This is a genomic window from Dactylosporangium vinaceum, from assembly GCF_019904175.1.
Lineage (GTDB): Bacteria > Actinomycetota > Actinomycetes > Mycobacteriales > Micromonosporaceae > Dactylosporangium > Dactylosporangium vinaceum.
Genome location: NZ_CP061913.1, coordinates 11934097 through 11959907, shown reverse-complemented (window position 1 = coordinate 11959907; position 25811 = coordinate 11934097). Strand labels below are relative to the sequence as shown.

Below are 25811 nucleotides of genomic sequence, written 5' to 3'. Positions count from 1 at the left end.
CGTTCGCGCACCCCCATCATGATTCGCGGCCCCCACCGCGAGTGGACGGTGCCGGTTTCTTCCCGCCGCCCGGGTCCCCATTGTCCACAGGTTTTCCACAACCTGTGTATCAACGAGTCATGTCCCATGAACGGATCGTCCTGATTCCCTCTCATCCCGTGCTGACCGTGCGGTGATCAGCGCGTACACAGAGGTGATGCAGGTCGGACGCGGTCTGACCCCCACGCAGCAGCGTCCGTTACTTCCGGAAAGTCCAGTTGTTCCCCGTCGCCGGCCGTCGCGGTGTCGACCGGCAACCGGGCACGTTAACAGCGTTGTCCACAGACACTCAACCGTTGTCCACAACTAACCTGTGGATTACGGCTCCGACCTGGGGTTTCTTTGTTCACAGCCGCGGTCTGGGATGTGGGTGGACGGGCCTGTGGCGCCACCGTGCGGCGATCGTTGACGGTCAGTGAGGCGGCGCGTACCCTGTTTCGGTTGGAGCACCGTGTCCTGGTAAACTCCAATCCACCTTGTTCTGTGGGTCCAGCGCGTTCACTGTTCGGCTGCGTCCCACTCACGATCACGAAGACGGAGCCCCGACGTGAGCAAGCGCACCTTCCAGCCGAACAACCGCCGGCGCGCGAAGACCCACGGCTTCCGGCTGCGCATGCGCACCCGCGCCGGCCGTGCGATCCTCTCGGCGCGTCGCGCCAAGGGGCGCGGAACCCTTTCGGCCTGAGCCATCGACAACCGGGCCCTCCGGGAGGCAGCGTGCTGGCGGCCGCTCAGCGACTGCGGCGGCGGGAAGATTTCGCCGCCACCATTCGCAACGGCCGCCGGGCCGGCCGGGGGGCCGTGGTCGTACATTTCCTCAACCCCGGGCCTTCGCGGCCCGGGGTTGCTGTGTTTGCACCTGATCAGCCGGTTTCGGATGATTCGCCGGCCCGCGCCGGTTTTGTGGTTTCCAAGGCCGTGGGCAACGCCGTCGTGCGCAACACCGTGAAGCGCCGCCTGCGGCACCTGGTCCGGCCGCGCCTGGCCGGCCTGCCGCCGGGCTCCATGATCGTGGTGCGGGCGTTACCGGAGGCGGCCGGCCGGACGTACCAGAGCCTAGAAGAAGATCTTGACTCGGCGCTTGAGGCCGCGCGCCGACCGAAGAGCCGAGGTGTCCGTCGATGAACGCCGGAGCCCGGATCGTGGCAGCTCCCATCGTCGCGTACCGTCGTTGGATAAGCCCGGCGCTGCCGGCGCGTTGTCGGTTCTACCCGTCGTGCAGCGCTTATGCCCTGGAGGCGGTCGGCACGCACGGCGCGATCAAGGGAATCGGTCTCGCGATCTGGCGGCTGCTGCGCTGCCACCCATTCCACCCCGGTGGGTTCGACCCGGTGCCTCCGCGCCGGGGACACTCGCCCGAGCCCGAGTCAACGTGACTGGAGCGGTGTCGTGATTAGCAAGCTCATGGCCGGGATCTACTGGCTGATCTCGAAGGTGATGCTGTTCTGGCACACCGTCTGGGATTCGATCCTGCCGGACCACCGGGTGCTGAGCACCAACTGGCAGTGGGTGCTCGCGATTGTCTTCCTCGTGATCACCGTCCGGGTCGTGCTCTTCCCGATCTTCGTCAAGCAGATCAAGTCGCAGCGCGCCATGCAGGCGATCCAGCCGAAGATGAAGGAGCTGCAGGAGAAGCACAAGGGCGACCGGGAGACCCTCCAGAAGGAGGTCATGAAGCTGTACCAGGAGGAGAAGGTCAACCCGCTCATGGGCTGCCTTCCGATGTTCCTCCAGATCCCGGTCTTCATCGGCCTCCTGCACGTGCTGCGCCACCTCCGCCCCGGCCAGTCCGAGCACCAGCAGACGCTCTACGGCTGGACGGTCAAGGAGTTCGAGAGCGCCGTCGACGCTCGCCTCTTCGACGCCCCGATCGTCGCCAAGTTCAGCAGCAGCGCGGCCGACCTGCTGAAGATCGACGCGAGCTCGACCGCGGTCAAGATTGTCGCCGCCATCCTGGTCGCGCTGATGATCACAACGACCTACCTGACCCAGCGCCAGATGATCAAGAAGACGGGCTGGAACTCCGACCCGCAGCAGCGCATGATCCAGAAGTTCATGCTCTACGGCATCCCGTTCTTCACGCTGACCTCGGGCTGGTACTTCCCTATCGGCGTCATCATCTACTGGGTCACCAACAACGCCATCACGCTCGGCCAGCAGTACTGGGTCCTGCACAAGTACCCGCCGCCGGCGAACGCGAACACCACCACCACGCCGTTCAAGGCCGGAGGCAAGCAGACCGCCGACGCCAAGCAGCCCAGCGGCTTCGGCGCGCTGTTCAGCAAGGCTCGCGAGCAGGCCGCCGCCCAGCAGCGGACCAACGGCAAGGGCGGCCCCGTGAAGGCGACCGGCGTCAAAGCCAACGGCGCCAAGGCGAACGGCGCCGCTCCGGAGCCGGCCGGCCCGTCCCGCGCACCGAAGCCGGGCGCCAAGCCGATCAACCCGAAGAAGGGTGGCGCCGCGAAGCGGCAGTCGGGTTGATGCGACAGCGCCGGGCCACCCCTCAATCGGCCCGGCGCGTGGCGCTCCCTGTAGCAACCCACCCCTCACCGACGACCTGTGACGGCGCCTCGGCGCCCCAAACAAGCGGAGATGAGTTTTCGTGACCGACACCACCAGTGATCTCGGCGCCGAGGCCCTGGACCAGCAGTCTGCTTCCTCGCCATCCTCGGGCCCGGCTTCGGCCTCGGCCTCCGCCCCGGCGGATGCGGAGCCCAAGGACGCCGACCTCGAGAACGACCTCGATGACGAGGACGACGACGAGGACGCGGAAGATGCCGAGGAGTCCGCGGAGGGCTCCCCGGAGGGCGCCGCGAACGGCAGTGCCTCGACCCGCTCGAGTACGGACCTGTTCCGCGAGAGTGAGATCGCGGCCGACTACATGGAGGGCCTGCTCGACATCCTCGACTACGACGGCGACATCGACGAGCTGGTCGTCAGCGGCCGCCCGGTCGTCGAGGTCGTCGAGGGCGGGGACGGCTCCGGAAAGCGGCTGCAGGCCCTCGTCGGGCAGCGGGGCGCGACGCTGGAGGCGCTGCAGGAGCTGAGCCGGCTGGCCGTGTTCCGGCAGACGGGCTCGCCGAGCCGGCTGCTGCTGGACGTGGGCGGCTACCGCGCACTGCGCCGCAAGGAGCTGGGCGCCATTGCGAAGAACGCGGCAGAGAAGGTCAAGGAGTACGGCGAGGCGGTGCGCTTGGAGCCGATGAGCGCATTCGAGCGCAAGTGCGTCCACGACGTCATCAACGCCCTTCCCGGCGTCGAGAGCGAGTCCGAGGGCGTCGAGCCCTCGCGCCGGATCGTGGTCCGCCCAACCGCGTAGCGCTCGTTCACTCAGTCCGCTCGTCGAACCGCCCCGGCCCTCGCGGCCGGGGCGGTTTCGTTTAGCACCAGACCGCTCGTGTCTGGTTGTACGGGTCCCTCCTGTCTGGGTGCCGGCGGCGTCCGGCAGGGGAACGCATGATTTGGATGCGGTGCCCACGACCACCACATGCCGTCGGCCCGTCACGTCGCCGTCGCCGTCGACACCTCGCGCGGGAGCGCGGGTGGTTGCCACGATCCGCTGGTGCTTTGAGGGGTGGTCCGCTTGGTCCCCGTTGCGGCCGGTCTGTTCGGGGAGGGCATACTTGGAGGGACGCGACTGGCGGCACTGAGGATGGGCAACCATCGGGAAGCCTCGTCGTGGGACGTCGACCGCCTGGGCTCCCACGCGTACGAGGAGCCGTATGTCCAACTCGACCTCTCCCGCCTCCGTCGCCTCCCCCGCAGCGTCGAACCCGTCCGAGTCGGGCACCGGGTCGGCCCGGCTGCTGCCCGGCGGGCCGGTGGCCGAGCGCATCTTCGCCGACGTGACGGCCCGGGTGGAGGCGCTGCGCTCCCGAGGTGTCACGCCCTCCCTGGCGACGATCCTCGTCGGCGACGATGACGCCAGCGCCGGCTACATCCGGATCAAGCAGCGCCAGGCCGCGGAGCTCGGGTTCGACTCACCGCACCGGCACCTGCCGGCCGACTCGACCCAGGCCGACCTCCGCGCCGCGATCGACGAGTTCAACGCCGACCCGGATGTGCACGCGCTGCTGATCCAGTACCCGACGCCGGCCCACCTCGACTACGACGCCGCTCTCATGCGGGTCGACCCGGACAAGGACGTCGACGGCATGCACCCCCTGAACCTCGGGCGCCTCGCCGTCGGAATCCCGGGACCGCTCCCGTGTACCCCCGCCGGCATCGAAGCCCTCCTGGCCCATTACGAGATTCAGGTGAGCGGCCGCGAGGTCGTCATTCTCGGACGCGGGGCAACGCTCGGGCGCCCGCTGGCGATGCTCCTGGCCCAGAAGCGCCCGACGGCCAACGCCGCGGTGACGGTCGTCCACACCGGCGTGCCGGACTGGGCCCGGTACACCCTCCGCGCCGACATCCTCATCGCCGCGGCCGGCGTGCCGGGAATCATCCAGCCCGAGCATGTGAAGCCCGGGGCTGTCGTGATCGGTGGCGGCGTGCGATACGAGGGGCGGCGGCTGCTGCCCGACGTGGCGGAGTCGTGTGCCGAGGTGGCTGGGGCGATCACCCCACGGGTCGGCGGGGTCGGCCCCACGACGGTGGCGATGCTGTTCCGGAACGCCATCGAGGCGGCCGAGCGCCGCGTCGCCTAAACGTTTCCCGGTCGAGCTTCGTCGCCGGTGTGCCCCCGCGGCGCCCTCGACCGGAGTTGAGTCGATCGCCGTTTCACGTGAAACGGGGCTACGACCAACCCGGGCAGTCCTCCGGGCCGAGCCCTACGCAGACGTCGTTCGCAGGCCGGTGGATCGGCTCCATGGATCTGTCGCAAATCCCTCCGCTGATCGACCGCCGGCCCGGTGAGGCTGTTTCACGTGAAACGTGCGGCGGCCTCCTCGCTCCCCCGCCTCCCGGGTGGCGGCAGCGGGGTGGCCGCCGAGGCGTGGTTTGCTTGACGGATGGACGGTGCAGTGCCCAGTGAGATCCTCCCCGCGGCGGAGAAGGTGTTCGGGGACCGGCTCCCCATCGCGATCCGGTTCGCCGAACTGCTCGTGACCGACGGCGTCGTCCGTGGGCTGATCGGGCCGCGCGAGGCTCCCCGGATCTGGGAACGGCACCTTTTGAACTGCGCGGTGGTCGCAGATCTCATTCCGTCGGGTGCCTCGGTGGTCGACGTCGGGTCTGGAGCCGGACTGCCCGGTATGGTGCTGGCAGTGGCTCGTCCCGACCTGTCAGTCACCCTGGTCGAGCCGCTCGCACGACGTACCGCATTCCTATCCGAAGCGGTGACGGCGCTCGGCCTCGAGTGGACCTCCGTGGTCCGCGCGCGGGCCGAGGAGTGCGTCGGGAAGCTCCCGCTCGCCGACGTCGTCACCGCCCGGGCCGTCGCTCCGCTCGACCGGCTCGCCGGCTGGTGTCTCCCCCTCACCGCCATCGGTGGCCGCATGCTCGCGATGAAGGGCGCCTCCGCGGCGGCCGAGATCGCCGAGCACGCGGACGTGCTCACTCGGCTCGGTGCGGCGACCCCGTCGGTGCGCACGTGCGGGGACGCCATCCTCGCCGAGCCCACCACCGTTGTCGACATCGTGCGCGAGCGCGAGGCCGCGAACCTCCGGACGTCCGGTGGGGCGCGTACCCGCGACGCCGCCCGCTCCGGGAGCTCCCGGGACGGACGGGACCGGCAGACCGCACGCGACCGGAGTTCCGGGGGCGAGCGCGAGCCGGGAACCGCCCGAGCGCCGAAGTCCGGCGCCGCGGGCGGGCGGGAAGGCGCGCGAAACCGGAACGCCGGGGACGGGCGCGAGCACGGCGGCGAGCGGCCCCGCGGAACCGGCGGGCGCCGCGGCCGATAACCCGGGGCGGTACCGCGGCCCCGGCCAACGGGGGAACGCGGAGGACTCATGGGTGACGGCAAGGCGATCGGCGATCAGGGACCACAGGGCGAACCGGTAACACCATCACCGGCCGGCGGCGACAGTCAGGCCGCACCGGCCCAGCCGCCAGACGCGGCGGACGCGGCGCCCCGGTCGACGAAGGCTCTACCCCGATCAGAGGAAGCCCGGTCGGCGCAGACGCAACCACCGAAGTCGCGAGCGGCCGAGTCTCGGCCGGCAAAGTCGCAGGCGCCGGAGCTGCGGTCGACAGAGCCGCGGTCGGCGGGGACGCGGTCGGCGGGGACGCGGTCGACAGAGCTGCGGTCGACAGAGCCGCGGTCGGCGGGGATGCGGTCCACCGAGCCCCGGTCCACAGAGCCTCGGTCGGCGGGGTCGCGTGAGACGGAGACGCGGCCGATGGGGATGTCTGCACCGGAGTCGCGGTCGGCGGAGACTCAGGAGGCGCAGGCGCAGGCGGAGACTCAGGCAGAGACTCAGGCGGCGGAGGCATCGGTCCCGTCGGCCGTCGCGCCGTCGGTGCGGAGCGGCCGGGAGCGGTTGGTTCAGTCGACGGAGGCCCGGCCGGCCCCGGTGCGGACAACGGAAGCGGCGTCGGTCCAGTCGACGGAAGTGGCGTCGGCCCAGTTGGCGGAGGCGGACTCGGCCCGGCCGGCGCAGGGGCGGTCGGCCCGGCCGGCTGACACGAGACCGGCTCGCACAACGGAGGCTCGGTCGGCCGAGTCGCGGTCGGCCGGGGCTCGGCCGGCGGAGGGGCGGTCGGCTCGTGGCGGTGGTTGGGCGCCTCAGTCAGCGGCGACGGAGATGCACCCAGGCGGGGATGCGATTGGGTGGCCGCAGTCGTCCATACAGCGGCTCGGCGGGCTGCTGCGGCGAGTTGACGGATTTCTGGTGTATTGGCGGCCAAGCTGGGGTGAGAAGCCCAACGACGCGCCGGTCAGTCGTAGCTCCACCCGGCGAAGCGCCGTAGGCTGGCCCCGCGCCACTTTTCTGTCCGACGGAGCGGCACCCGAGGAAGCCGGCCTGGACGGAGCGGACCCGGATGACGAGCCCCCAGCGGGGACCTCTGAAGCCGGGACCGAGACCGCCAGGGCTACTCCCGAGGGAGTTCGCTCCGACCCGAGGGCGGTCTCCGGCGAACCTTCTTCCAATGCGACCGATGACGAGCACCACTCCGTCGGGGCCGTGGCGGACTTGGTTCCCGGTGGGACGCCGGCGGGTACCAACGTCTCAGGTCGACCTGTCGGCGACCCGGGATCGGAGGAGGTGGCCGAGGGTGCACACCTTTCCGAGCGGGACGGGGCTGACATGGTGCGCGACAGCGACGATGGTCCGGGCTACGGCGACGCCGACACTCAGGTTTCACGTGAAACAGGTATAGAGGGCTGGGGCGTACGGCCCAGCGGCCGCTCGGTGCCGCAGCCTCGGGGCGACAACGGGGAGTCGCGGGGCGTGGAGCCAGTGCGGTTCGAGCCTCCCGCTCCCCCCGCTCCGGCCCCGCAATCGCCGATGCCTCATAGTGCGCCGCCCGGCTCGGCGACGCCGCCCGGTGCTCTGGGGCCGGTGGTGCCTGCGCCGCCTCAGGCAGTACACCCGCGGAGTTCTGCTTCGACCCCGCCGAAGAGCGGCCGACCGGATCCGACACGCGGCAGCACGGTGGGGTTTCATGCCAGCGGACCTAACGACAGGGGCGCAGGCGGTACCCTTTACGGCCGGGGCGTGTCACCAGCGGTCGACGCTTCTCCGGCCGAGGCGCGGCCCGAACGACGGAACACGCCATCCCCAAGACCACACCCGTCCGCCGTGACCGCGGATTCCGAGGGCGCAATGACTGACGCGTACGTTTCACGTGAAACCGAAGACCCACCGCTGGCACAGGAGGCAAAGCGCGCCGTGGAGATTCTCAACCCGAGTGGGGAGATCACCATGCCCCGCCCACCACGGCGCCGCACGATGTGTGTAGCCAATCAGAAGGGCGGCGTCGGGAAGACGACCACTGCGGTGAACATCGCGGTGGCCTTGGCGCTGCACGGCAACCGGGTGCTGGTTATCGACCTCGACCCCCAGGGCAACGCCTCCACGGGCCTGAACGTGCCGCACCATTCCGGGGTGCCGGACGTGTACGACTGCCTGATCGACGGCGCCCCTCTCGACGCGGTGACTCAGCAGGTGGAGGGCATCCCGAACCTGTGGGCCGTCCCGGCGACGATCGACCTCGCCGGGGCCGAGATCGAGCTCGTCTCCGTTGTTGCCCGCGAATCGCGGCTGAAGCGCGCGATCGAGGCCGGCGGGGACGCGTACGACTACATCTTCATCGACTGCCCGCCCTCGCTCGGCCTTCTCACGGTCAACGCGCTCGTCGCGGCCGAAGAGGTCCTCATCCCGATCCAGTGCGAGTACTACGCCCTCGAAGGTGTGCAGGCGCTCACGAACAACATCGAGCTGGTCCGGTCGCACCTCAACCCGAAGCTCGACATCACGACCGTGCTCCTGACGATGTACGACCGGCGCACTCGCCTGGCCGACCTCGTCGAGCAGGACGTGCGTAACCACTTCGGCGAGAAGTGCCTGAACGCCGTCATCCCCCGCAACGTGCGGGTGTCCGAGGCGCCGAGCTACAGCCAGTCGGTCATGACGTACGACCCGGGCTCGCGGGGTGCGGTCAGCTATTTCGAGGCGGCGCAGGAGATCGCGCTGCGTGGTGCGCAGGGCGCGCAGGTGGGAGGGGTCGCATGAAGTCGAACCGACGTGGGGGTCTCGGACGAGGGCTCGGCGCTCTCATCCCGACCGCCGCCGCGCCGGCCGAGGGCGCGACCGGCACTGCGACCGCGCTCGCCACTCCCCCGGCCGCCGCGAACGGCGCACCCTCGTCCGCCGAGCAGACGCCTGCCGCGGCGGCTCCCGCTCCGGCCGGTGAGGCGCTTGCCCCGGTGCCGGGTGCCCGGTTCGCCGAAATTCCGGTCACCGCGATCATGCCGAACCCGAAGCAGCCGCGGCAGGTGTTCGACGACGAGGCGATCGAGGAGCTGAAGACCTCGATCCAGGAGGTCGGCTTCCTCCAGCCCATCGTCGTGCGCGAACTGGGCGAGCCGGTGGGCGACGCGAAGTACGAACTCGTCATGGGTGAGCGCCGCTGGCGGGCCGCCCAGGCGCTCGGCAAGGAGGCCATCCCGGCGATCGTCCGCGAGACGCGCGACGACGCGATGCTGCGGGACGCGCTCCTGGAAAACATCCACCGGGCGAACCTCAACCCGCTGGAAGAGGCGGCCGCATACCAGCAGCTGCTCGAGGAGTTCGGCGCGACCCACGAGGAGCTCGCCAAGCGCATCGGGCGGTCGCGGCCGCAGATCTCGAACACGATCCGTCTCCTGAACCTCCCCGCGCCGGTCCAGCGCCGGGTCGCGGCCGGCGTCCTTTCGGCCGGGCACGCCCGTGCACTGCTCGGGCTCGAGGACTCCGAGGAGCAGGAGTCGCTCGCGACCCGGATCGTCGCCGAGGGCCTGTCGGTGCGCGCGACCGAGGAGCTCGTGCAGCTGGCCGCGTCCGAGGCGCCGAAGAAGTCGGCACCGGCCCAGCGCCGCGCCAAGCCTCACGCGCCGGCGCTGTCCGATCTCGCCGACCGCCTCTCCGATCGCTTCGACACCCGCGTCAAGGTCGACATCGGCCGACGCAAGGGCCGCATCACGATCGAGTTCGCAACTGTCGACGACCTCGAGCGAATCGTCGGGATCATCGGCGTGCCGGAAGAGCAGTCGGCGACACAGCGCGAGTAGGCGCGAGTATCCATCGCTCGAGGGGCCGCCCCGCCAGGGACGGCCCTTCGTCGTTTCGGGCTCCCTCGCTCTCTCCGGTCCCCGCGATGGGCGACCGTTGCTGCCGCCGGAGTCAGCTCTGGACCGGCCGATGTGAAGTCCGCACTCGGGCGTACCTCACGGTCCGCCGGGCACCGAAAATGGCCGATTGGAACGGCCGGAGGCGAAAATCCGGGCGGGGAAGAATCTTGAGAGAACGGCTCTGAGCGAAATTTATCCACAGGGGTTATCCACAGGCTGGCCCGTTTCACGTGAAACCGAGCGCTAGCGAGTTCGCGAGCCTGTGGATGAAGGCCGCGCGTCCCACCTGCGATTCAAAGCGCTCATCCACAGATGGATAGCGATCCTGTGGATAACTTCATGTCTATCCACAGGGTGCGGACACCGAGGCCGCGGTCGGCTAGGGTCGGCTTCGTGCCCGAGCCGCAGCAGCTTCCCAGCTTCACCTACTGGCCCACCTTTCCGTTCGAAGGTGACATCCGCGTCAAGCGACTCCTCGACCCTGTGCCGATCGAGCCACCCCGCCACGGCGACAACCCTGCCGAGTGCCGGGCGTGCGCGGCGCCGGATGACGCGTACATCTGGGTGAGCGACCGCTGGCGCGTCCGAGCCCTCGACCGCCCGACCGGCCTCCCCGCGGTGCTGATCCTTGAGTCCCGCTCGCACCTCGACCTGGGCGACCTACCGAACATGCTCGCGGCCGAGCTCGGCGTCATGACGGTCCGGCTGGAGCGCGCGATCCGCTCGCTCGACGGTGTGGCCCGGGTTCACGTGAACCGCTGGGGCGACGGCGCCGCCCACCTGCACGTCTGGTTCCTGGCTCGGCCCTACGGCCGGCTCCAGCTCCAGGGCACCTTCCTCGCGCTGTGGGACGACATCCTTCCGCCGATCCCCGAGGACCAGTGGCGGGAGAACCTGGCCCTGGTGGCGGCGTGGCTTGCGGAGTTCGGTGGCCGCCCGCTGGCGGAGCCGCCCCGCATCAACTGGACGGCTCCAACGAGCCTCGCCGACGCGGAGCGCGAAGCGCAGACGCGGCCCGACGACGCCCTCGAGCCGGCCGCGGCCGCCGTGGAGAACGACGACGTCATTGTCTCCGAGCCGGCCGAGGGCAACGGCGACGCTCCCGACACCGATGGCCCCGGACCCGGCGCCCACCACGGGCAGCCGTCGTAAGGGCCCGCCACTTCGTCCCCGGCCGACAGGCACAGGACGCCGCGGACTGACGCAGGACGCCGTGGACAGACATACGGCGGTGAGACTTGGAGGCGTCGGGCCGGAGTCGGTCCGGCGCCTCGCTCTTCGTCCGCGCCGGGTCATTTCCGAGCCGGCAGCGGCTGTCGGTGCCGCTGCGGTTGTAGCGAAGAATGTGCAGGCAGTGACCCGATCGGGTGATTCGCAGGCCGGCGGCGTGGGCCGCGAGCGGGCGTCGGGAGCAGGTTGAGGAACTGTCCGCGGATGGGTCCCGCGGCGTGTCGCGAGTGCGTACCATCATGACGAGCTAATCCCGGGTGCGGTGGAGATGGGCCAATGTCGCGACGTCTCGTCAGTTTGACGCTGGACACCCTCGAGGATCTTCCTCGATCGTGCCGTGACTGCGTTTTCTGGGAGCTCGACCCCGTGGCCGCCGACCGCGCCTGCGCGAACGGCGACCCCGGCCTCGAGAAGGAAGCCTGGGTCTCGCAGACGCTGCTCGAGTGGGGTTCGTGCGGGAAGCTGGTGTACGTCGACGGGATGCCCGCCGGGTTCGTGATGTTCGCGCCGCCGGCCTATGTGCCGCGCAGCATGGCATTCCCGACGTCGCCGGTGTCGCCGGATGCGGTACTGCTGATGACCGCCCACGTGGTCCAGCCGTTCGCCGACGGCGGGCTCGGCCGGATGCTCGTCCAGGGCGTCGCCCGTGACCTCACGAAGCGCGGCGTGAAGGCGATCGAGGCGTTCGGCGACGCGAAGTTCGGCGAGGTCGACGAGGCCGGGCGCAACGAGCGGGGCTGCCTGGCGCCGGCGGACTTCTACCTGTCGATCGGCTTCAAGACGGTACGACCACATCCGCGTTATCCACGCCTCCGCCTGGAGCTGCGGACCGCGCTGTCGTGGAAGTCGGACGTCGAATACGCGCTGGAGAAGCTCCTCGGGTCAATGAGCCCGGAATCGCTGCTTCGCCCGGTTCTTCCGGTCCGCCCGGCTACGCGGGAAATGACCACGGGCTGAGCCCCACCGGGGCGCCTCCGCGCGCCCGCAGCCGCACCGGCCGGCCGGTCGTTTCCGTGGGCCGGCGGGGAGTGGGCCCTAAGCCTCGGAGGCGGTAAGCGCCCGCAGCAGGCTCACGTCGATCGACCCGGTCGGCACATCGGCCTCGACCGGCAGATACATGCGCTGCACGGCCGCCATGATGGCCTCCACGACCCGATCCCGGAACGCGGGGTCGATGAGCTGCTGGCGGTCGGTGGGCGAGGTCAGGTAGCCCACGTCGACCCGCACCGCCGGCATCCGCGTCAGGCGTAGCAGCTCCCATGTCTTCGGGTGGGTGTGGCAGTCGCGCAGCCCGGTGCGAACGACGATCTCGCGCTGCACCAGACCCGCCAGCCGCTCCCCCACGACGGAGGTGGGCCCGGAGACGGAGCCGTAGTGGTACGTGGCGACGCCGTCGGCCAGCGGCGTGCGGTGCCCGTCGACGTGGATCGAGATCAGCAGGTCGGCCCCGAGCTCGTTGGCGATGTGGACCCGGTCACGATCGCTCACAGCGCTCGCCGGGTGCGGACCCCTGGTCAGGTTCACCCGCATGCCGGCCGCGGCCAGGCGGCCTTCCAGGCGGGCGGCGAGGTCGTACACGAGGTCGGCCTCCACCCACCGCAGCGGGCCGTCCGGGACCACGTTGCCCGAGTCGGGACCGCCGTGGCCTGGGTCGATCACGATGCGCTTGCCGAGCAGTGTCGGGCCGGACTCGCGGAAGGCCTCGGCCTCGCGCAGGAGCTGGGGCCGACCACCGATGACCTTGCGCCCGAGCCGGCGCAGCGCACCGATCGTGGCCGGGCCGCACTCGCCATCCGAGCGCAGGCCGACCTCGCGCTGGAACTGGGCCACAGCGGTCGCGGTCAGCCCGCCGTAGATGCCGTCGGCCCGCCCGGGGTTGTACCCCATCTCGAGCAGCCGCTCCTGCAGCTGCCGCACGTCATCGCCCACGTACGGGTCACCGACGGTGTGGAACAGCGCCCGCTGGCCGAGCCGCCACCGAGCCGAGTCGAGCGCCCGCCAGGTCTCGTCCCCGACCTCGCCGTCGACAGTCAGGCCGCGGCTCTGCTGGAACTCGCGAATGGCGTGCTCGACAGCATCGTCGTACTCGGGGTCCTGCACCGAAGGGTCGGCCGCCGGGAGGTCGTCGAGCAGCTCCAGCACGACCAGAATGCCGCGGATCTCGGCCACCGCCGCACCCCGCGCCCCGCGCCGGATCGCCCGCATATCGGTCCTCCCGTTGTACCTGTTGCCCGCCGACCCGCCCGCGAGGCAGCGTACTACCACCACATCCGTATCGCGCTGCGGCCGGTCCCAAGCAACGACAAACGCCGCCCGGCCATCGCCGCAACGCCGGACTTCGACAGCGCCCGAGGTCTACAACCCCGGCCACAAACAGCAGTCCCTCGAGCGGCCACAACAGGGAAGCCCCGCCTCCGCTGAGCGGGAGGCGGGGCATCAGCCCTGGAAAAGACGTCAGGCCGGGTCGAGCGCCGACTCGATCAGACGAACCAGCGCGCTCTTCGGGTTGGCGCCCACGACCGAGCGGAACGGTTCGCCGTCCTTGAAGACGGTAAGGGTCGGGACCGACAGGACCTGGTAGGCCCGGGCGGTCTCGGGGTTGTTGTCGATGTCGACCTTCACGATCTTGACCTTGCCGGCGAGGTCACCCACGGCGATCTCGTTCAGCATCGTCTCGATCTTGCGGCACGGCTGGCACCATTCCGCCCAGAAGTCCACCAAGACCGGAATATCCGACTTGAGGACGTCGACCTCAAAGGTCTTGTCGGTGACGGGCTCGATGGCTCCCATGCGCTCTCCTTCGCTCGAACAAACTGAAACGCCGCTACAGGGCCGCGATGAACCGCTCGGCGTCGAGCGCCGCGGCGCAGCCGGTGCCGGAGGCGGTGATCGCCTGCCGGTAGGTGTGGTCGACGACGTCGCCGGCGGCGAAGACGCCCTCGATGTTGGTGCGGGTGCTCGGGGCATCCACCTTCACGTAGCCCTCGGCGTCCAGCTCGACCTGGCCCCGGAAGAGCTCGCTGCGCGGGTCGTGGCCGATCGCGACGAAGACACCGGCCACCGGCAGGTCCTGCTCCTCGTCGGTGACCGTGTTCTTGACGCGGATGCCGCCGACGCGGCCGCCACCGTCCAGGACCTCGGTCACGACGCTGTTCCAGAGGACCTCGATCTTCTCGTTGGCCAGGGCGCGCTCCGCCATGATCTTGCTGGCCCGGAACGAGTCGCGACGGTGGATGATCGTCACCTTGCTGGCGAAGCGGGTGAGGAACGTCGCCTCCTCCATCGCCGAGTCACCGCCGCCCACGACCACGATGTTCTCGTTGCGGAAGAAGAAGCCGTCACACGTGGCACATGACGACACGCCGCGGCCGAGCAGCTCCTGCTCTCCGGGGACGCCCAGCGGGCGCCAGGCGGAGCCGGTGGCCAGGATGACGGCCCGGCCCTGGTACTCCGTCTCGCCGACCCACACGCTCTTCACGGGGCCCTCCAGGGCCACCCGCGTCACGTCGTCGGTGATGAACTCGGCCCCGAACCGCTCGGCCTGCTTGCGCATGTTGTCCATGAGCTCAGGGCCGTTGATGCCGTCGGGAAAGCCTGGGAAGTTCTCTACCTCGGTGGTCGTCACCAGCGCGCCACCGGAGGTGACACCCTCGATCACCAGCGGCTTGAGGTTGGCCCGGGCGGCATAGACCGCAGCCGTGTAACCGGCGGGACCGGACCCCACGATGATCAGGTTGCGGACCTCATCCACGGTCGACTCCTCGATTTCAGCCTGTGCCAGCAAAACGTCATCCTACGAACCGGTCATTCCCGGTGGACGGTGACTCGTGTGCCACATCACCGCTACGGGGTGGTGGTCCGGTACCGCTCGTCGGCGATCGCTCCGCCGATGCCGCAGTCCGGCCCCACGACGACCACGAGCCGCTTGCCCGCCGCCGTCCGGGAACCGTCGACGACCACCACCAGCGCGGGCTGGCCCTGGAACGCCGCGTAGTCGACCAACGCCACCTGACCACCGTATTCCTTGGTGATGGCGCTGAGGCAGGCGGCCCGGGCGGCCGGATCGGCCAGCCGCGCGAGAGGGCTCGGCACACTCGCCGCAGCGCCGGCACTGCCGCTGAGGTTGTTGCGCGACTCGGACTGCGCCTGCGGCGCCTGCCCGCTCAGGTTGCCGACCGTGCCGGGCGCGTAGTCGCGGCCGCTGAACGTGACAGCCGAGCCGCTGCCGGCCGAGCCCTCGGCGGGGACGACGCCGCCCGCGTTGTCGGTCTGCTGCTCGGCCCGGCCGGCGTCGGGCATGGCGGCCGAGGGCTTGTCCGAGTTGGTGGCGGTGTCGCGCAGGACCTGGACGCCCACACCACCGCACACGAGCACCGCGGCGGCCGCGGCGAGCCCGGCCGTCCAGCGCATCCGGCGCCGGCGGCGGGCCTCACGGGCCCGGGCCAGGTCGACGACGGGGCCGTCAGTGGGAGGTGTGACGATCGCCCCGGCCAGGGCCGCGTCGAGGCGTTGGGCGACGTCAGGAGGTACGACCGCCGGCTCTGCTCCTAAAGCATGCAGCTCGTCACGCGTGGCGGCGTCGGCGGTCACGAGCATCGCGTAGGCCTCGGCCCAGCTCTCCTCGGTGCTCACCAGGTGACGCACGTGGTCCGCCTCCGGGGTGCCGTCCAGCGCCCCACCGACAAAGTCGGCGAGCTGGTCGAGGTCGGCTTCGGAGAAGGCCGTCATGCGCCACCCTCCTTTCCGGATGCGGATGGAGTCGTCTTCTCTGATGGGACGCGGCCGTCGGTGACCGGGTTCCGCAGGTGACCGAGGAGCATCGCGAGCCGGGCCCGGCCGCGGGCGCACCTGCTCTTGATGGTGCCCTCCGCGACGCCGAGCATCACGGCGGCTTCGGCGACGGCGTAACCCTGGACGTCCACGAGCACCAGCGCCGCCCGCTGCTCGATCGGCAGTTGCAGCAGCGCCTGGCGCACGTCCAGGGCGGTCTCACGGTCGCTTGCCGGTGCGGGTGTGACGTCGGTCTCGGGCAGCGGCACTGTCGGGCGGGCCTGTCGCCGGCGGATGCGGTCGAGGCAGGCGTTCACGACGATGCGGTGCAGCCAGGTGGTGACCGCCGACTCGCCGCGGAAGTTGGCCGCCGCGCGGAACGCCGAGAGCAGGGCGTCCTGCAGTGCGTCGGCGGCCTCCTCGCGGTCTCCGAGGGTGCGCAGGGCGACCGCCCACAGCCGGTCGCGGTGCCGTCGGACCAGCTCCGCGAACGCGTTGGGATCGCCCTGCGCATGGGCACGCAGGAGCCAAGCGTCGTCGCGCTCAGCATCGTCCACGGGACGCACCTTATCGACCGCGGACGGTTCGTGGGGTCACTGCACCCGGACGGTTATCTCTCCGATAGCCACGCGGTATCCGCCGCTGTTGCTCTCCTTCGGCAGCTTCGTGATCCAGACGAGCAGGTAGCGGGTCTTCTGCTCCGGCCCGGTGAACACGGTGGTGCTGCCCATGCCCTGGCGCGCGTTCACGACCGGGTAGCCCTGGACCGTCGCGGCGTCCTGGGACTTGCCGCTGCCCAGATCCTGCGAGCCGGCCCGCAGCTCGCCGTCGGCGCCGGGGGTCTGGAGCACGACCTGGACGTTGGCGACCTGCTTCTCCTCGCCGAGGTCGATCCAGATGCCCATGCCGGCCTTCTTGCCGCCGAAGTCGGCCCGCGGGTAGCGCTCGGTCTTCCATACCGTGTTGGCGTCGCCGTCGACGGCCTTGTCGGCGTCCTTGACCTCGGTGCGGTCGCCCTGGGGGTCGACGATGCGGACCTTCGACCCGTCGATCTTGAACTCGACGGGCTGCCCGGCCGGCTTGGCCGGCTGTGAGGCGGTCGTCCCGGCCGGTGCACTGGCGCCGGGCGGGCTGGCCTCCGGTGAGGCCGGGTCGCCGAGCACCCGGGCCGCGGCGAGCGTGCCGGCCAGGGCCAGCACGAGCAGGCCGACGACGCCGACGGCGAGCTTGCGCCCGGCCGGCTTCGGCGGGGTGGTGGACTGCGATGCGGAGTCGAACGCCGCGAAGTCGGTGCGCCCGCCCTGCTCCTCGGCCGCGATCTCCTCCTCGTCGAGGCTGCCGAACGAGGCGAGCTCGGCGCCCAGCGACTCGGCGGAGGGCAGCGGCATCTCGGGGTTCAGCAGGTCGGCGATGAGCGAGTCGAGGTGCGCCGGCACGCCGGAGCGGACCTGGCGGGGGCTCTGCAGCGCGCCGGACTCGTCGCGCACCCCGTCCGGCACCGAGTAGGTCCCGGCCTCGGCGTGCGGCCAGTAGCCGGTAAGGGCGCAGTAAAGGATCGCGCCGATCGACCGGATATCGGTGTCCGGCGTGGCCCGGTCGTCGGCCCGAGCGTCGGTGAGCACCACGCGGCCGTCGTGCGCGACGAGGACGGTGCCGGGGTGCACGTTGCCGTGCGCCATCCCGGTGCCGTGCAGCGCGGCTACGGCGTCGGTGACGGCCCAGGCGATCGCGACCGAGCGGCCGGCGTCGAGCGGCCCCTGCGCCACGATGTCCCGCAGCGCGATGCCGTCCACCCACTCGCGCACCACGTAGGCGCGCTCCCCCTCGTCGATCGCGTCATAGACGCCGACGAGGTGCGGGTGCACGATCCGGCTCGCGGCGACCGCCGCGGCCAGCATCTCCTTGGCGCTCTCCCCGCCGGGGTAGCGCGTGACGACCGCCACTGGGCGGCGGAGGATGACGTCGATGCCGCGGTACAGCTGGCGGCCCAGCGAGTCGTTGCCGATGTGCTCTTCGAGCTGGTATCGCTCGGCAAGGATTTCACCGACGGATGGGGTGCCGAAGGTGAGGACCCGGGGAACGCCCCCGGCCTCCAGCCCTTCGTCGAGCTCAGCCACCCGTCCTCCCTTCCGATCCGTGTGCCGACCTGTGCCGTACGTCGTAACGCGAGTCGCAGTCACTAAGCCTAAGCGCTTCGGCATGGCGCCGGGGTTGACCTTACCTGTCGCCTCTTCGGTCTCCGACACGTCATCATCTCCGGACCACCCCGCGCGGGGCCAATTGATCACCCATGTCCTGGCCGGTCGGTCATTTGCCCTTCACGTACTTTTCACTGAATCGCCGGAGCCCACCGGACCGCAACACGGCTTGGCGCCGCTCATTGCGGTTGCCGCATTCGACAAAAGCGACATATGCCCTGTTCTGGTACCCGTCCAGCGCTCCGCTACCGCACGTCGCACTGACCCCACCGGTGTCACGCACCGACCCCCGTTCGGGTTCAACCGGACCGTCAAGTGAGACGCCTCTCTCTTGCTTTTCGACACGTCCTTCGGCGCTCGCCGGAATTGACGCCCACCCCTGCCCGGTGGCGATTCGCCAGGAGCCGCGGCGGTGCCGGATCAGCGGCCCAGGCGGCGGCGGATCATGCCGGCGAACTGGCTGACCTCGGGCACCTTCAGGAAGATGGCGCCGACGGCGTAGACGGCGACAAGCACGGCGCTGCCGAAGATCAGCTGGACGACGCCGAGGAGCCAGCCCGGGTCGATGATCAGGCCGATCAGCCACGTCACGCCGAGGGCCAGCAGGCCGCCGACCACCGCGGCCGCGGCCAGGCGGATAAGTGTGTCGAGCAGCCGGCGCAGGCCCAGCCGGCCCAGGCGCTTGCGGAGCAGGATGTAGCCGACGATCAATGTGGCGACGTAGGACAGCGCGGTGCCGACCATCAGCGACGTCGTGACCACCGCGACCGGCAGGACGAAGTAGAAGGTCACGTCCAGGAGCAGGCGCACGGCCACGCCGCCGATGTTCACGAGCGCCGGGGTCTTCGTGTCGCGCGTGGCGTAGAAGACGCTTGTCTGCATCTGGCTCAGCGCGAACGGGAGCAGACCGAGGCCGGCCGCGGCGACCACCGAGCCGGTGGCCAGTGCCTGGTCGTAGGTGTAGCTGCCGTGGTTGAACAGCGTGACGGCCAGCGGCTTGCCGAGCACGACATACACGGCGGCGGCCGGGATCAGGATCACCGACGCCAGCCGGCTGGCCTGGGCGAGCTGATCGGTCACGTCGGAGAAGCGCCCGTCGGCGGCGGCGGCCGAGATGCGCGGCATGATCGCGGTGATGACGGAGACGGCCACGATGCCGTGGGCCATCATGAAGATCAGGAAGGCGTTGTTGAACACCGCCGGACCCTGGCCGCCCTGGAGCTGGGTCTGCTTGGCCAGGGCCATGACGACCGTGATGCCGAGCTGGTTGACCCCGACGTAGAGCAGCATCCAGGCGCCCAGCTTCGCCAGCTCGCGCAGGTGCAGCTTGCGGAAGTCGAAGCGCCACTTCCAGCGGAACCCGGTCTTGCGCATGGCCGGCCACAGCCCGGCCGCCTGCACGATGATGCCGAGCGTGGTGCCGATGCCGAGGACCAGCACCTGGGGCAGCGTGATCGTGTCGGGCTTCGGCACGCCGTCGGAGATCAGCATGAACACGCCGCCCGTGGCGATGACCACGATGTTGTTCAGGATCGGCGTCCACATCGGCGCCGCGAAGTGGCCGCGCACGTTGAGGATCGCGGCCGAGATGCCGGCCAGGCCGTAGAAGAAGATCTCCGGCAGCAGCAGGTAGGCCAGCAGCGTGATCAGGTCGCGGTCGGCCGTCGTGACCTTGTCGTTGCCAAGCGTGTAGACCGCGGTGATGAGCGGCGCGGCGAGCACGACGAGGACTGTCGCGATCCCGAGCGCGACGGCGGCCAGCGTCAGCAGGCGCTGCGCGTGGGCCTCGCCGCGGTCGGGGTCGTCCTTGCGGGCCCGCACCAGCGTCGGGATGAGCACGCTGGCCAGGACGCCACCGAGCAGCAGCTCGTAGACCTGGTTGGGCAGGTTGTTGGCCAGCGTGTAGTCGTCGCCGACCACGGCACCGCCGATGGCCGCCGCGATGGCCGCGGCGCGCAGGAAGCCGGTGGCCCGGCTGACCAGGCTCAGGATGGCCATGGTGCTGCTGTTGCGGACCACGGTGCCGGTGCTGTCGTCGTCGGCCGCGCTGGGCGGGACCGACTCCTCGACCTGTGGCGCGTCGGCGACGACCTGCGGGCGCGGCGTGAGCAGCGGCAGCGCCATGGTGGGCGCGTTGGCCGGGTCGACGGTCAGTCCCTCCGGCCGCCGCCCCACCTCCAGCCGCACCGTCTGCCCCGGATCGACTGGCCCGGCGGCGGGCGGCCGCAGCACCTGCGTGGGCCCGGCCAGCGGATCGTGCGCAGGCGTCTCGAGCGCAGGCGTCCCGAACGCAGCGGCGGGCGGCACGGCGGCGGGCGGCGCGAACGTGGGCGGTGGCGCGGCGGTCGGCGGCATGAACGTGGGCGGCGGGCCGGCGGGTGGTGTGAACGGCGGTGGTGGCGCGGCGGCCGGGGGCACCGGCGGCACGGCCTGCGTCGCCGCGGCCGGAGCGCCGGCCCAGGACGGTGGCGGGATGATCTCGGTAGGTCCGGCCGGCTGCACATCGGCCCAGCTCGGAGGCGTCGGAGCGAGCGGCGTCTGGGCGGGCGGCATCGGGACCGGTGGCGTCTGGGCGGGTGGCGCCGGTGGGATGACCTCGGTAGGTCCGGCCGGCTGCACGTCGGCCCAGGCCGGCGCCTCGGGCGCGGGCGGCAGGACCTCGGTCGGCTCCTCAGGGCGCCGGTGCACACCGCGGCGGCGAATGTGCGGCTTGTCCGCAGGCTGGCGCGAGGGTGCCTGCGCAGGCTCCGGCCAGCCCTCGTCCTCCCACGGGTCCGAACCCGGAGCCATTCGCCACATCCCTACCGACGTCGTGCCTCAATCCGCAGCACCGACCATAGTGGCACCCCCTGACACTTCCGAGGGTCCACGGATTATCGGGCGACCCGACGCACACCTGGCAGCTACCCTCGGTGCCTGCTTTCCCCGTCGCGATAGGCTGGCCGACCGATGTCCGAGACCACACGCGCCCTCAACGAGGCCCAGCGCCGCGCCGTGCACGAGCTGCTGCGCGTCTCCCCCGTCGCCGACGAGCTCGGCCACCGTTTCGCCCGCGCCGGCCACGAGCTGCACCTCGTCGGCGGGTCGGTCCGCGACGCGCTGCTCGGACGCCTCGGCGACGACCTCGACTTCACCACCGACGCCCGGCCCGAGGAGACGCTGCGGCTCATCGACGGCTGGGCCGAGGCGGTGTGGACCACCGGGCAGGAGTTCGGCACGATCGGCCTGGCCCGGCGTGGGCTGCGCATCGAGGTGACGACGTTCCGCGCGGACGCGTATGACCGGGTCAGCCGCAATCCCATCGTGCGCTTCGGTGACAACCTGGCCGACGACCTGCGCCGGCGCGACTTCGCCGTGAACGCGATGGCCGTGTCGGTGCCGGGCCACGAGTTCACCGACCCGTACGGCGGCCTGTCCGACCTCGCCGAGGGCGTGCTGCGGACCCCGGGCCGGCCCGAGGACTCGTTCGCCGACGACCCGCTGCGGATGCTGCGGGCCGCGCGGTTCGTGAGCAAGCTGGGCTTCGCGGTCGCGCCCGAGGTGCTGGCCGCCATGACCGCCATGGCGCCCGACCTGGGCCGGATCACGGCCGAGCGGGTCCGCGACGAGTTCGTGAAGCTCATGTGCGGCCAGGACCCGATCGCCGGACTGCGGCTGCTCGTCGACACCCGGCTGGCCGAGCAGTTCCTGCCGGAGCTGGCCGGGCTCAAGCTGGAGATCGACGAGCACGCCCAGCACAAGGACGTCTACGAGCACACCCTGATCGTGGTGCGCAACGCCATCGCGCACGAGAAGGAGGGGCCGGACTTCACGCTGCGCATGGCCGCCCTGATGCACGACATCGGCAAGCCGAACACGAAGGCGGTCGGCCCGGACGGCGGGGTGAGCTTCCATCACCACGAGATCGTCGGGGCCCGGCTGACCAAGCAGCGGATGAAGGCGCTGAAGTTTCCGAAGGACGTGATCTCGGACGTCGCCGAGCTCGTCGCGCTGCACCTGCGCTTCTACGGGTACGGCCGCGGCGAGTGGACCGACTCGGCCGTGCGCCGCTACGTCACCGACGCGGGGCCGCTGCTGGACCGGCTGCACGCCCTGACCCGCTCGGACGTGACGACCCGCAACCGGCGTAAGGCCGCGCAGCTGGCGGCCGACTACGACGCGCTGGAGGAGCGGATCGCGCGCATCGCCGCCGAGGAGGACCTGGCCCGGGTCCGGCCCGACCTCGACGGCAACGCGATCATGGAGCTGCTGGGGGTGCCCCCGGGCCCGATCGTGGGCCGCGCCTGGCGCTACCTGAAGGAGCTGCGCCTCGAGCGCGGCCCGCTCGACCCCGACGAGGCCATCGCCGAGCTCCTCAAGTGGGCCGAGGCCGAGGGCGTCACGCCACCCGGATCTCGGTGATCTGCACGGCCTGCTTCGGCGGGCCGTCGGGCTGCCCGGTGGTGGTGCCGGCCGCGGCGATCCGGTCGAGCAGGTCCATCCCGCTGGTCACGGTGCCGAAGACGGTGTAGTCCGGCGGGATGTCGCTGTCCTTGTAGACCACGAAGAACTGCGAGCCGTTCGTCCCCGGGCCCGCGTTGGCCATCGCCAGCGTCCCCCGGGGATACGGCGGCACCGTCGTGGGCAGGTTCTCCTCGCCGAACTGGTAGCCGGGCGTGCCGGTCCCGGTGCCGCTGGGGTCGCCGCACTGCAGGACGTACAGGCCGTCGGTCGTGAGCCGGTGACACGGCGTGTCGCTGTAGAAGTCGTCCCGGGCCAGATGCACGAAGGAGTTCACGGTGCAGGGGGCGCGGTCGGCGTACAACTGGACCCCGATCGGGCCGAGATTGGTCTGGATCGTCGCGGCCGGCCGGCCACTGAGCGTCGACTTGGGCGCCGGCGTCGCGATCAGGCGCGTGTCGCCCTCGCCGCGATCGGCCGACGAGTAGGAGCAGGGCACGCCGGCCGGGGCCTGGGTGCGCGCGCCGGTCGGCCCGGCCGCGGGCGCGCTGCTCTCGGCGCCGGTGGTGAGAGGCGCCGCGACCTGCGGGTTCGGGCCGCGTCCGGAGGCGGCCGGGCTGCCGATGACCGGGCCGCCCATGACCTCCTCTCCGCGCCGGCCGGGGCTCAGCGCCAGGTAGGCCACGACCGCCACGACGGCCAGGGCCAGCACCGCACCGCCGGCCAGCGGCACCAGCCGGCCCCGGGAGGGCGGCGGGGCGGCGGGCGGGGCGGCCGGTGGAAGGGCGCGCTCGGGCGGCGGCGGGAACTGGGGGTCTTCCCGGGAGGAGCGCGGTGCGGAGTCCCGCAGCGATTCGGGGCGGACCGCTCCGGGTACTCCGGGGGTCGGCGCGGACGGTGGCAGCGGCTCGGCCTTTTCCGGCGGCCGCACGTCGCCGGGCTCCGGTGGTGTTGACATTACGTAATCGTACGACTACTCACGGCAACACTTGGGGAGGGTGTTGCCCGAGATCCGGAGGTTGTCGGAACCCCGACCACTGGAGCGTCGTGCATGTGGCGATTCGGCCGCTTCTGCGCGTAGACCCGGTCCGCTACCGTCGCTAGCACGCAATCCCCTGAACCTGGAGGCAAACATGCAGCCGTGTCCAACCTGCGGCGGCATGGGCATTGATGCGAACGGCTACTGCACGCAGTGCCGCACCTATCGAGGCGTCCCGCAGGCGCCCCAGCAGCCGACGAGCGGCACGCCGTACACAGGCGGACCGTACGGCGGACAGCAGCCCTATGCCGGATACCCCACCAGCTCCGGACCGCAATATTCGGCGCCACCCTCATACAACGACCCCATTTCCGCCCCGCCCACCGCTTACGGCGCGACGTACGGCGCCGGCCCGTCCGGCCCCTCGGGTGGCGGCGGCAAGAACAAGTACCTCATGCCGATCCTTGCGCTTTCGGGCGTTATCGTCGTGCTCGTCGTCGCGATCGTCGTGGTCGCGGCGCTCAAGAGCGGCGGGGACGACAAGAAGACCGATCCGCAGGCGAACACCACCGGCGGGCCGGCGGCCACGGGCACTGCGAGCGCCAAGCCCAAGGCCACGATCGACGAGTGCCTGGTCGGCACGTGGACGACCCAGACGTACACCGAGCAGGTCGCCATGGACGGCGTCGGCAACGTGCCGATCAGCCTGACCAAGAACGGCTCGGTGCTGAAGTTCACGCCGGACGGCAAGCTGACGGAGACATACAAGGACAGCACCTTCGACGGCAAGCCGACCATTCAGGGCCAGGCCGTCGCGATCACGCTGACGGTCAACGCGACTGTCACCTCGAACGTCTCGACGACGAGCGGGAGCATCGCGTACACCAACGTGCAGGCGACAGGCACCATCAACACCAAGGCGCCCTCGATCAACTTCGACGAGACCGAGCCGTTCCAGACGGACGACAACCCGGCGAAGTACACCTGTAGCGGCAACAACCTGACGATGAGCACGTCGCAGATCAACGCGACGGCGACGAAGACGTCGACAAGCTACTAGTCAGCGCACGCGCGGCAGGGTCCGCCCGGGACCGGCGATGTCGTCGCCGACCCGGCGGGCCCACCGGCCGCCCAGAGCCGCGTAGCCGGCCGCGGCCAGCACGTATCCGGCCGCAACCACGCACAGCACGGCCACCGAGCGCCCCGTGTCCGGGAGGGTCAGCGCGCCCAGGTACATCCCCGCCACCAGCGCGATGTTGAAGGTGGTGTCGTTGATGCTGAAGACCCGGCCGCGGTACTCGTCCGCGCACTCGTGCTGCAGCGAGGTATCGGTGACGATCTTGATGCCCTGCGCGGCCAGGTTCGTGACGAACACGGCCCCGAGCAGCAGCACCGGGTCGAACGGCAGCCCGAAGCCCACGATCGCCAACCCGGTGCCGGCCAGCACGATCGCCACCCATCGCCAGCCGCCGATCCGGCGCGTCACCGGCGGTGTCACGAACGACGCGATGAGCATCCCGACCCCGCCGGCCAGGAACGCGTTGGCGATGGTGCCGAACGAGCCGGTGACGTCGCCGCCGTGGTTGAAGCCGGTGCGGAAGAGCAAGAGGCACGCGAGCAGCACCACGCCGTACAGCAGCCGGAACATCGCCTGCGCCAGCACCAGGTAGGCGGCGCCGCGCTTGGCGGTCAGGTGCCGGACCCCGGCGACCGTCCCGCGGCTGGTCTCCCTGAGTGCGGCCAAGATGGAGCCGCCCCGCCGATCCCGCGCGTCCGGGCCGAGCTCGTCGGGGGCGAACGAGACCCGGCCGATGAGCGCCGAGACCAGGTAGAAGAGGGCGGCCAGGCCCACGACGAGCGCGTACCCGTGAAATGACGTGGCCAGCACGGTCTTGATCAGTGCCGCGCCCGCCCCGATGCCGAGCGTGTAGCTCAGCGAGCCGAGCGTGCCGCTGAGCGAGTTCGCGGTGACGAGCGTGTGGTCGGCCACGACGTGCGGGGTGGCCGCGGAGAGCCCGGCCAGGAAGAACCGGTTCAGGCCGATCGCCACCAGGGCGAGCAGGAAGGGGATCGGCGACTTCTCGCCACCCCAGACGTAGACCGCGATCGGCACCACCAGCAGCGCCCGCACGATGTTGGCGACGATGATGATCGAGTGGCGCTGCCAGCGGTCCAGGAACACGCCGACATACGGGCCGACCAGGGAGTACGGCAGCAGCAGGATCGCGAAGCCGGCCGCGATCGCCATGCCGCCGGCCCGCTGCTCCGGGTTGAACAGCACGCTGCCGGCCAGCGCACCCTGGAACAGCCCGTCACCCACCTGGGCGACCACCCGTACCGCGACCAGCCGCCGGAAACCTCGCTGCCGCAGCACGGCCCGGAGGAAGTGCGCTTGGGTTCGGGGTGGGGCGGTGGCGGCGGACACGGCCAAAGCCTA

The 25811-nt window shown here is 70.8% G+C and carries 21 protein-coding genes, 1 pseudogene and 1 riboswitch; of the genes and pseudogenes, 13 read left to right on the top strand and 9 right to left on the bottom strand.

Translation table 11 applies throughout. The features are described from left to right. Positions 1 to 586 precede the first annotated feature (586 nt). The 11 genes and pseudogenes from rpmH (at position 587) to Dvina_RS53880 (ending at position 11944) form a co-directional block, all read left to right on the top strand. Positions 587 to 724 carry a 50S ribosomal protein L34 gene (rpmH, locus tag Dvina_RS53930; protein ID WP_223100304.1) on the top strand — a complete coding sequence of 46 codons (138 nt, stop codon included), beginning with the start codon at positions 587 to 589 and terminating at the stop codon, positions 722 to 724. A gap of 32 nt (positions 725 to 756) precedes the next feature. Next, on the top strand, positions 757 to 1164 hold the full coding sequence (gene rnpA, locus Dvina_RS53925; RefSeq protein WP_223100302.1) for a ribonuclease P protein component: 408 nt from the start codon (positions 757 to 759) through the stop codon (positions 1162 to 1164). A 14-nt stretch (positions 1165 to 1178) separates the two neighbouring features. After that, entirely contained in the window at positions 1179 to 1415 is a 237-nt protein-coding gene (gene yidD / locus Dvina_RS53920) for a membrane protein insertion efficiency factor YidD (protein ID WP_379993032.1), read from the top strand. A 28-nt stretch (positions 1416 to 1443) separates the two neighbouring features. Continuing rightward, positions 1444 to 2520, top strand: a complete 1077-nt coding sequence (gene yidC, locus Dvina_RS53915; RefSeq protein WP_223106252.1) for a membrane protein insertase YidC — start codon at positions 1444 to 1446, stop codon at positions 2518 to 2520. 121 nt (positions 2521 to 2641) lie between these two features. Further along, positions 2642 to 3358, top strand: a complete 717-nt coding sequence (locus tag Dvina_RS53910; RefSeq protein ID WP_246655926.1) for a Jag family protein — start codon at positions 2642 to 2644, stop codon at positions 3356 to 3358. Positions 3359 to 3662: 304 nt separating this feature from the next. Beyond that, positions 3663 to 3746: riboswitch (ZMP/ZTP riboswitch) on the top strand. A 15-nt stretch (positions 3747 to 3761) separates the two neighbouring features. After that, on the top strand, positions 3762 to 4688 hold the full coding sequence (locus Dvina_RS53905; protein WP_223100298.1) for a bifunctional 5,10-methylenetetrahydrofolate dehydrogenase/5,10-methenyltetrahydrofolate cyclohydrolase: 927 nt from the start codon (positions 3762 to 3764) through the stop codon (positions 4686 to 4688). 303 nt (positions 4689 to 4991) lie between these two features. After that, a pseudogene (gene rsmG / locus Dvina_RS53900) lies at positions 4992 to 5684 on the top strand (16S rRNA (guanine(527)-N(7))-methyltransferase RsmG); the annotation flags it as partial. A 1749-nt stretch (positions 5685 to 7433) separates the two neighbouring features. Continuing rightward, positions 7434 to 8660 (top strand): ParA family protein, encoded by a 1227-nt coding sequence (locus tag Dvina_RS53895; protein WP_380031529.1) that lies wholly within the window; start codon positions 7434 to 7436, stop codon positions 8658 to 8660. Then, entirely contained in the window at positions 8657 to 9697 is a 1041-nt protein-coding gene (locus tag Dvina_RS53890; RefSeq protein WP_223100294.1) for a ParB/RepB/Spo0J family partition protein, read from the top strand. Before Dvina_RS53895 ends, Dvina_RS53890 begins: the two co-directional genes overlap by 4 nt. A gap of 372 nt (positions 9698 to 10069) precedes the next feature. Continuing rightward, positions 10070 to 10909 carry a hypothetical protein gene (locus Dvina_RS53885; protein ID WP_380031351.1) on the top strand — a complete coding sequence of 280 codons (840 nt, stop codon included), beginning with the start codon at positions 10070 to 10072 and terminating at the stop codon, positions 10907 to 10909. A gap of 354 nt (positions 10910 to 11263) precedes the next feature. After that, positions 11264 to 11944 (top strand): GNAT family N-acetyltransferase, encoded by a 681-nt coding sequence (locus Dvina_RS53880; RefSeq protein ID WP_223100290.1) that lies wholly within the window; start codon positions 11264 to 11266, stop codon positions 11942 to 11944. Positions 11945 to 12022: 78 nt separating this feature from the next. Here Dvina_RS53880 and Dvina_RS53875 read toward each other — a convergent pair whose 3' ends face one another. From Dvina_RS53875 to murJ, 7 genes are all read right to left on the bottom strand, one after another. Then, positions 12023 to 13192, bottom strand: coding sequence for an N-acetylmuramoyl-L-alanine amidase (locus Dvina_RS53875; RefSeq protein ID WP_223100289.1), 1170 nt, complete (start codon positions 13190 to 13192; stop codon positions 12023 to 12025). A 249-nt stretch (positions 13193 to 13441) separates the two neighbouring features. Then, positions 13442 to 13777 carry a thioredoxin gene (gene trxA / locus Dvina_RS53870; protein WP_223100287.1) on the bottom strand — a complete coding sequence of 112 codons (336 nt, stop codon included), beginning with the start codon at positions 13775 to 13777 and terminating at the stop codon, positions 13442 to 13444. A gap of 34 nt (positions 13778 to 13811) precedes the next feature. Then, positions 13812 to 14738, bottom strand: coding sequence for a thioredoxin-disulfide reductase (trxB, locus tag Dvina_RS53865; protein WP_223100285.1), 927 nt, complete (start codon positions 14736 to 14738; stop codon positions 13812 to 13814). 92 nt (positions 14739 to 14830) lie between these two features. Then, positions 14831 to 15715, bottom strand: a complete 885-nt coding sequence (locus Dvina_RS53860) for a hypothetical protein (protein ID WP_223100283.1) — start codon at positions 15713 to 15715, stop codon at positions 14831 to 14833. Further along, the gene (gene sigM, locus Dvina_RS53855) at positions 15712 to 16314 is read right to left on the bottom strand and encodes an RNA polymerase sigma factor SigM (protein ID WP_246655924.1); all 603 of its coding nucleotides are present in this window, start codon (positions 16312 to 16314) and stop codon (positions 15712 to 15714) included. The genes Dvina_RS53860 and sigM overlap by 4 nt, the downstream gene beginning before the upstream one ends. A 36-nt stretch (positions 16315 to 16350) precedes the next feature. Continuing rightward, the gene (locus Dvina_RS53850) at positions 16351 to 17874 is read right to left on the bottom strand and encodes a protein kinase family protein (RefSeq protein WP_246655923.1); all 1524 of its coding nucleotides are present in this window, start codon (positions 17872 to 17874) and stop codon (positions 16351 to 16353) included. A 501-nt stretch (positions 17875 to 18375) separates the two neighbouring features. Next, a complete protein-coding gene (gene murJ / locus Dvina_RS53845; protein WP_281428334.1) occupies positions 18376 to 20745 on the bottom strand; it encodes a murein biosynthesis integral membrane protein MurJ in 2370 nt (789 codons plus the stop codon). Positions 20746 to 20904: 159 nt separating this feature from the next. Here murJ and Dvina_RS53840 point away from each other — a divergent pair, with 159 nt between their 5' ends. Further along, positions 20905 to 22356 carry a CCA tRNA nucleotidyltransferase gene (locus Dvina_RS53840; RefSeq protein WP_223100280.1) on the top strand — a complete coding sequence of 484 codons (1452 nt, stop codon included), beginning with the start codon at positions 20905 to 20907 and terminating at the stop codon, positions 22354 to 22356. Here Dvina_RS53840 and Dvina_RS53835 read toward each other — a convergent pair. Further along, complete coding sequence (locus Dvina_RS53835; RefSeq protein WP_246655922.1) at positions 22334 to 23353, bottom strand: peptidylprolyl isomerase; 1020 nt, start codon at positions 23351 to 23353, stop codon at positions 22334 to 22336. The genes Dvina_RS53840 and Dvina_RS53835 overlap by 23 nt on opposite strands. Positions 23354 to 23555: 202 nt before the next feature. On the opposite strand from Dvina_RS53835, the gene Dvina_RS53830 reads away from it, so the two are divergent. Then, the gene (locus tag Dvina_RS53830; RefSeq protein ID WP_223100278.1) at positions 23556 to 24434 is read left to right on the top strand and encodes a hypothetical protein; all 879 of its coding nucleotides are present in this window, start codon (positions 23556 to 23558) and stop codon (positions 24432 to 24434) included. Here the strand turns inward: Dvina_RS53830 and Dvina_RS53825 are convergent, their stop codons facing one another. After that, a complete protein-coding gene (locus Dvina_RS53825; protein WP_223100276.1) occupies positions 24435 to 25799 on the bottom strand; it encodes an MFS transporter in 1365 nt (454 codons plus the stop codon). Positions 25800 to 25811 lie beyond the last annotated feature (12 nt).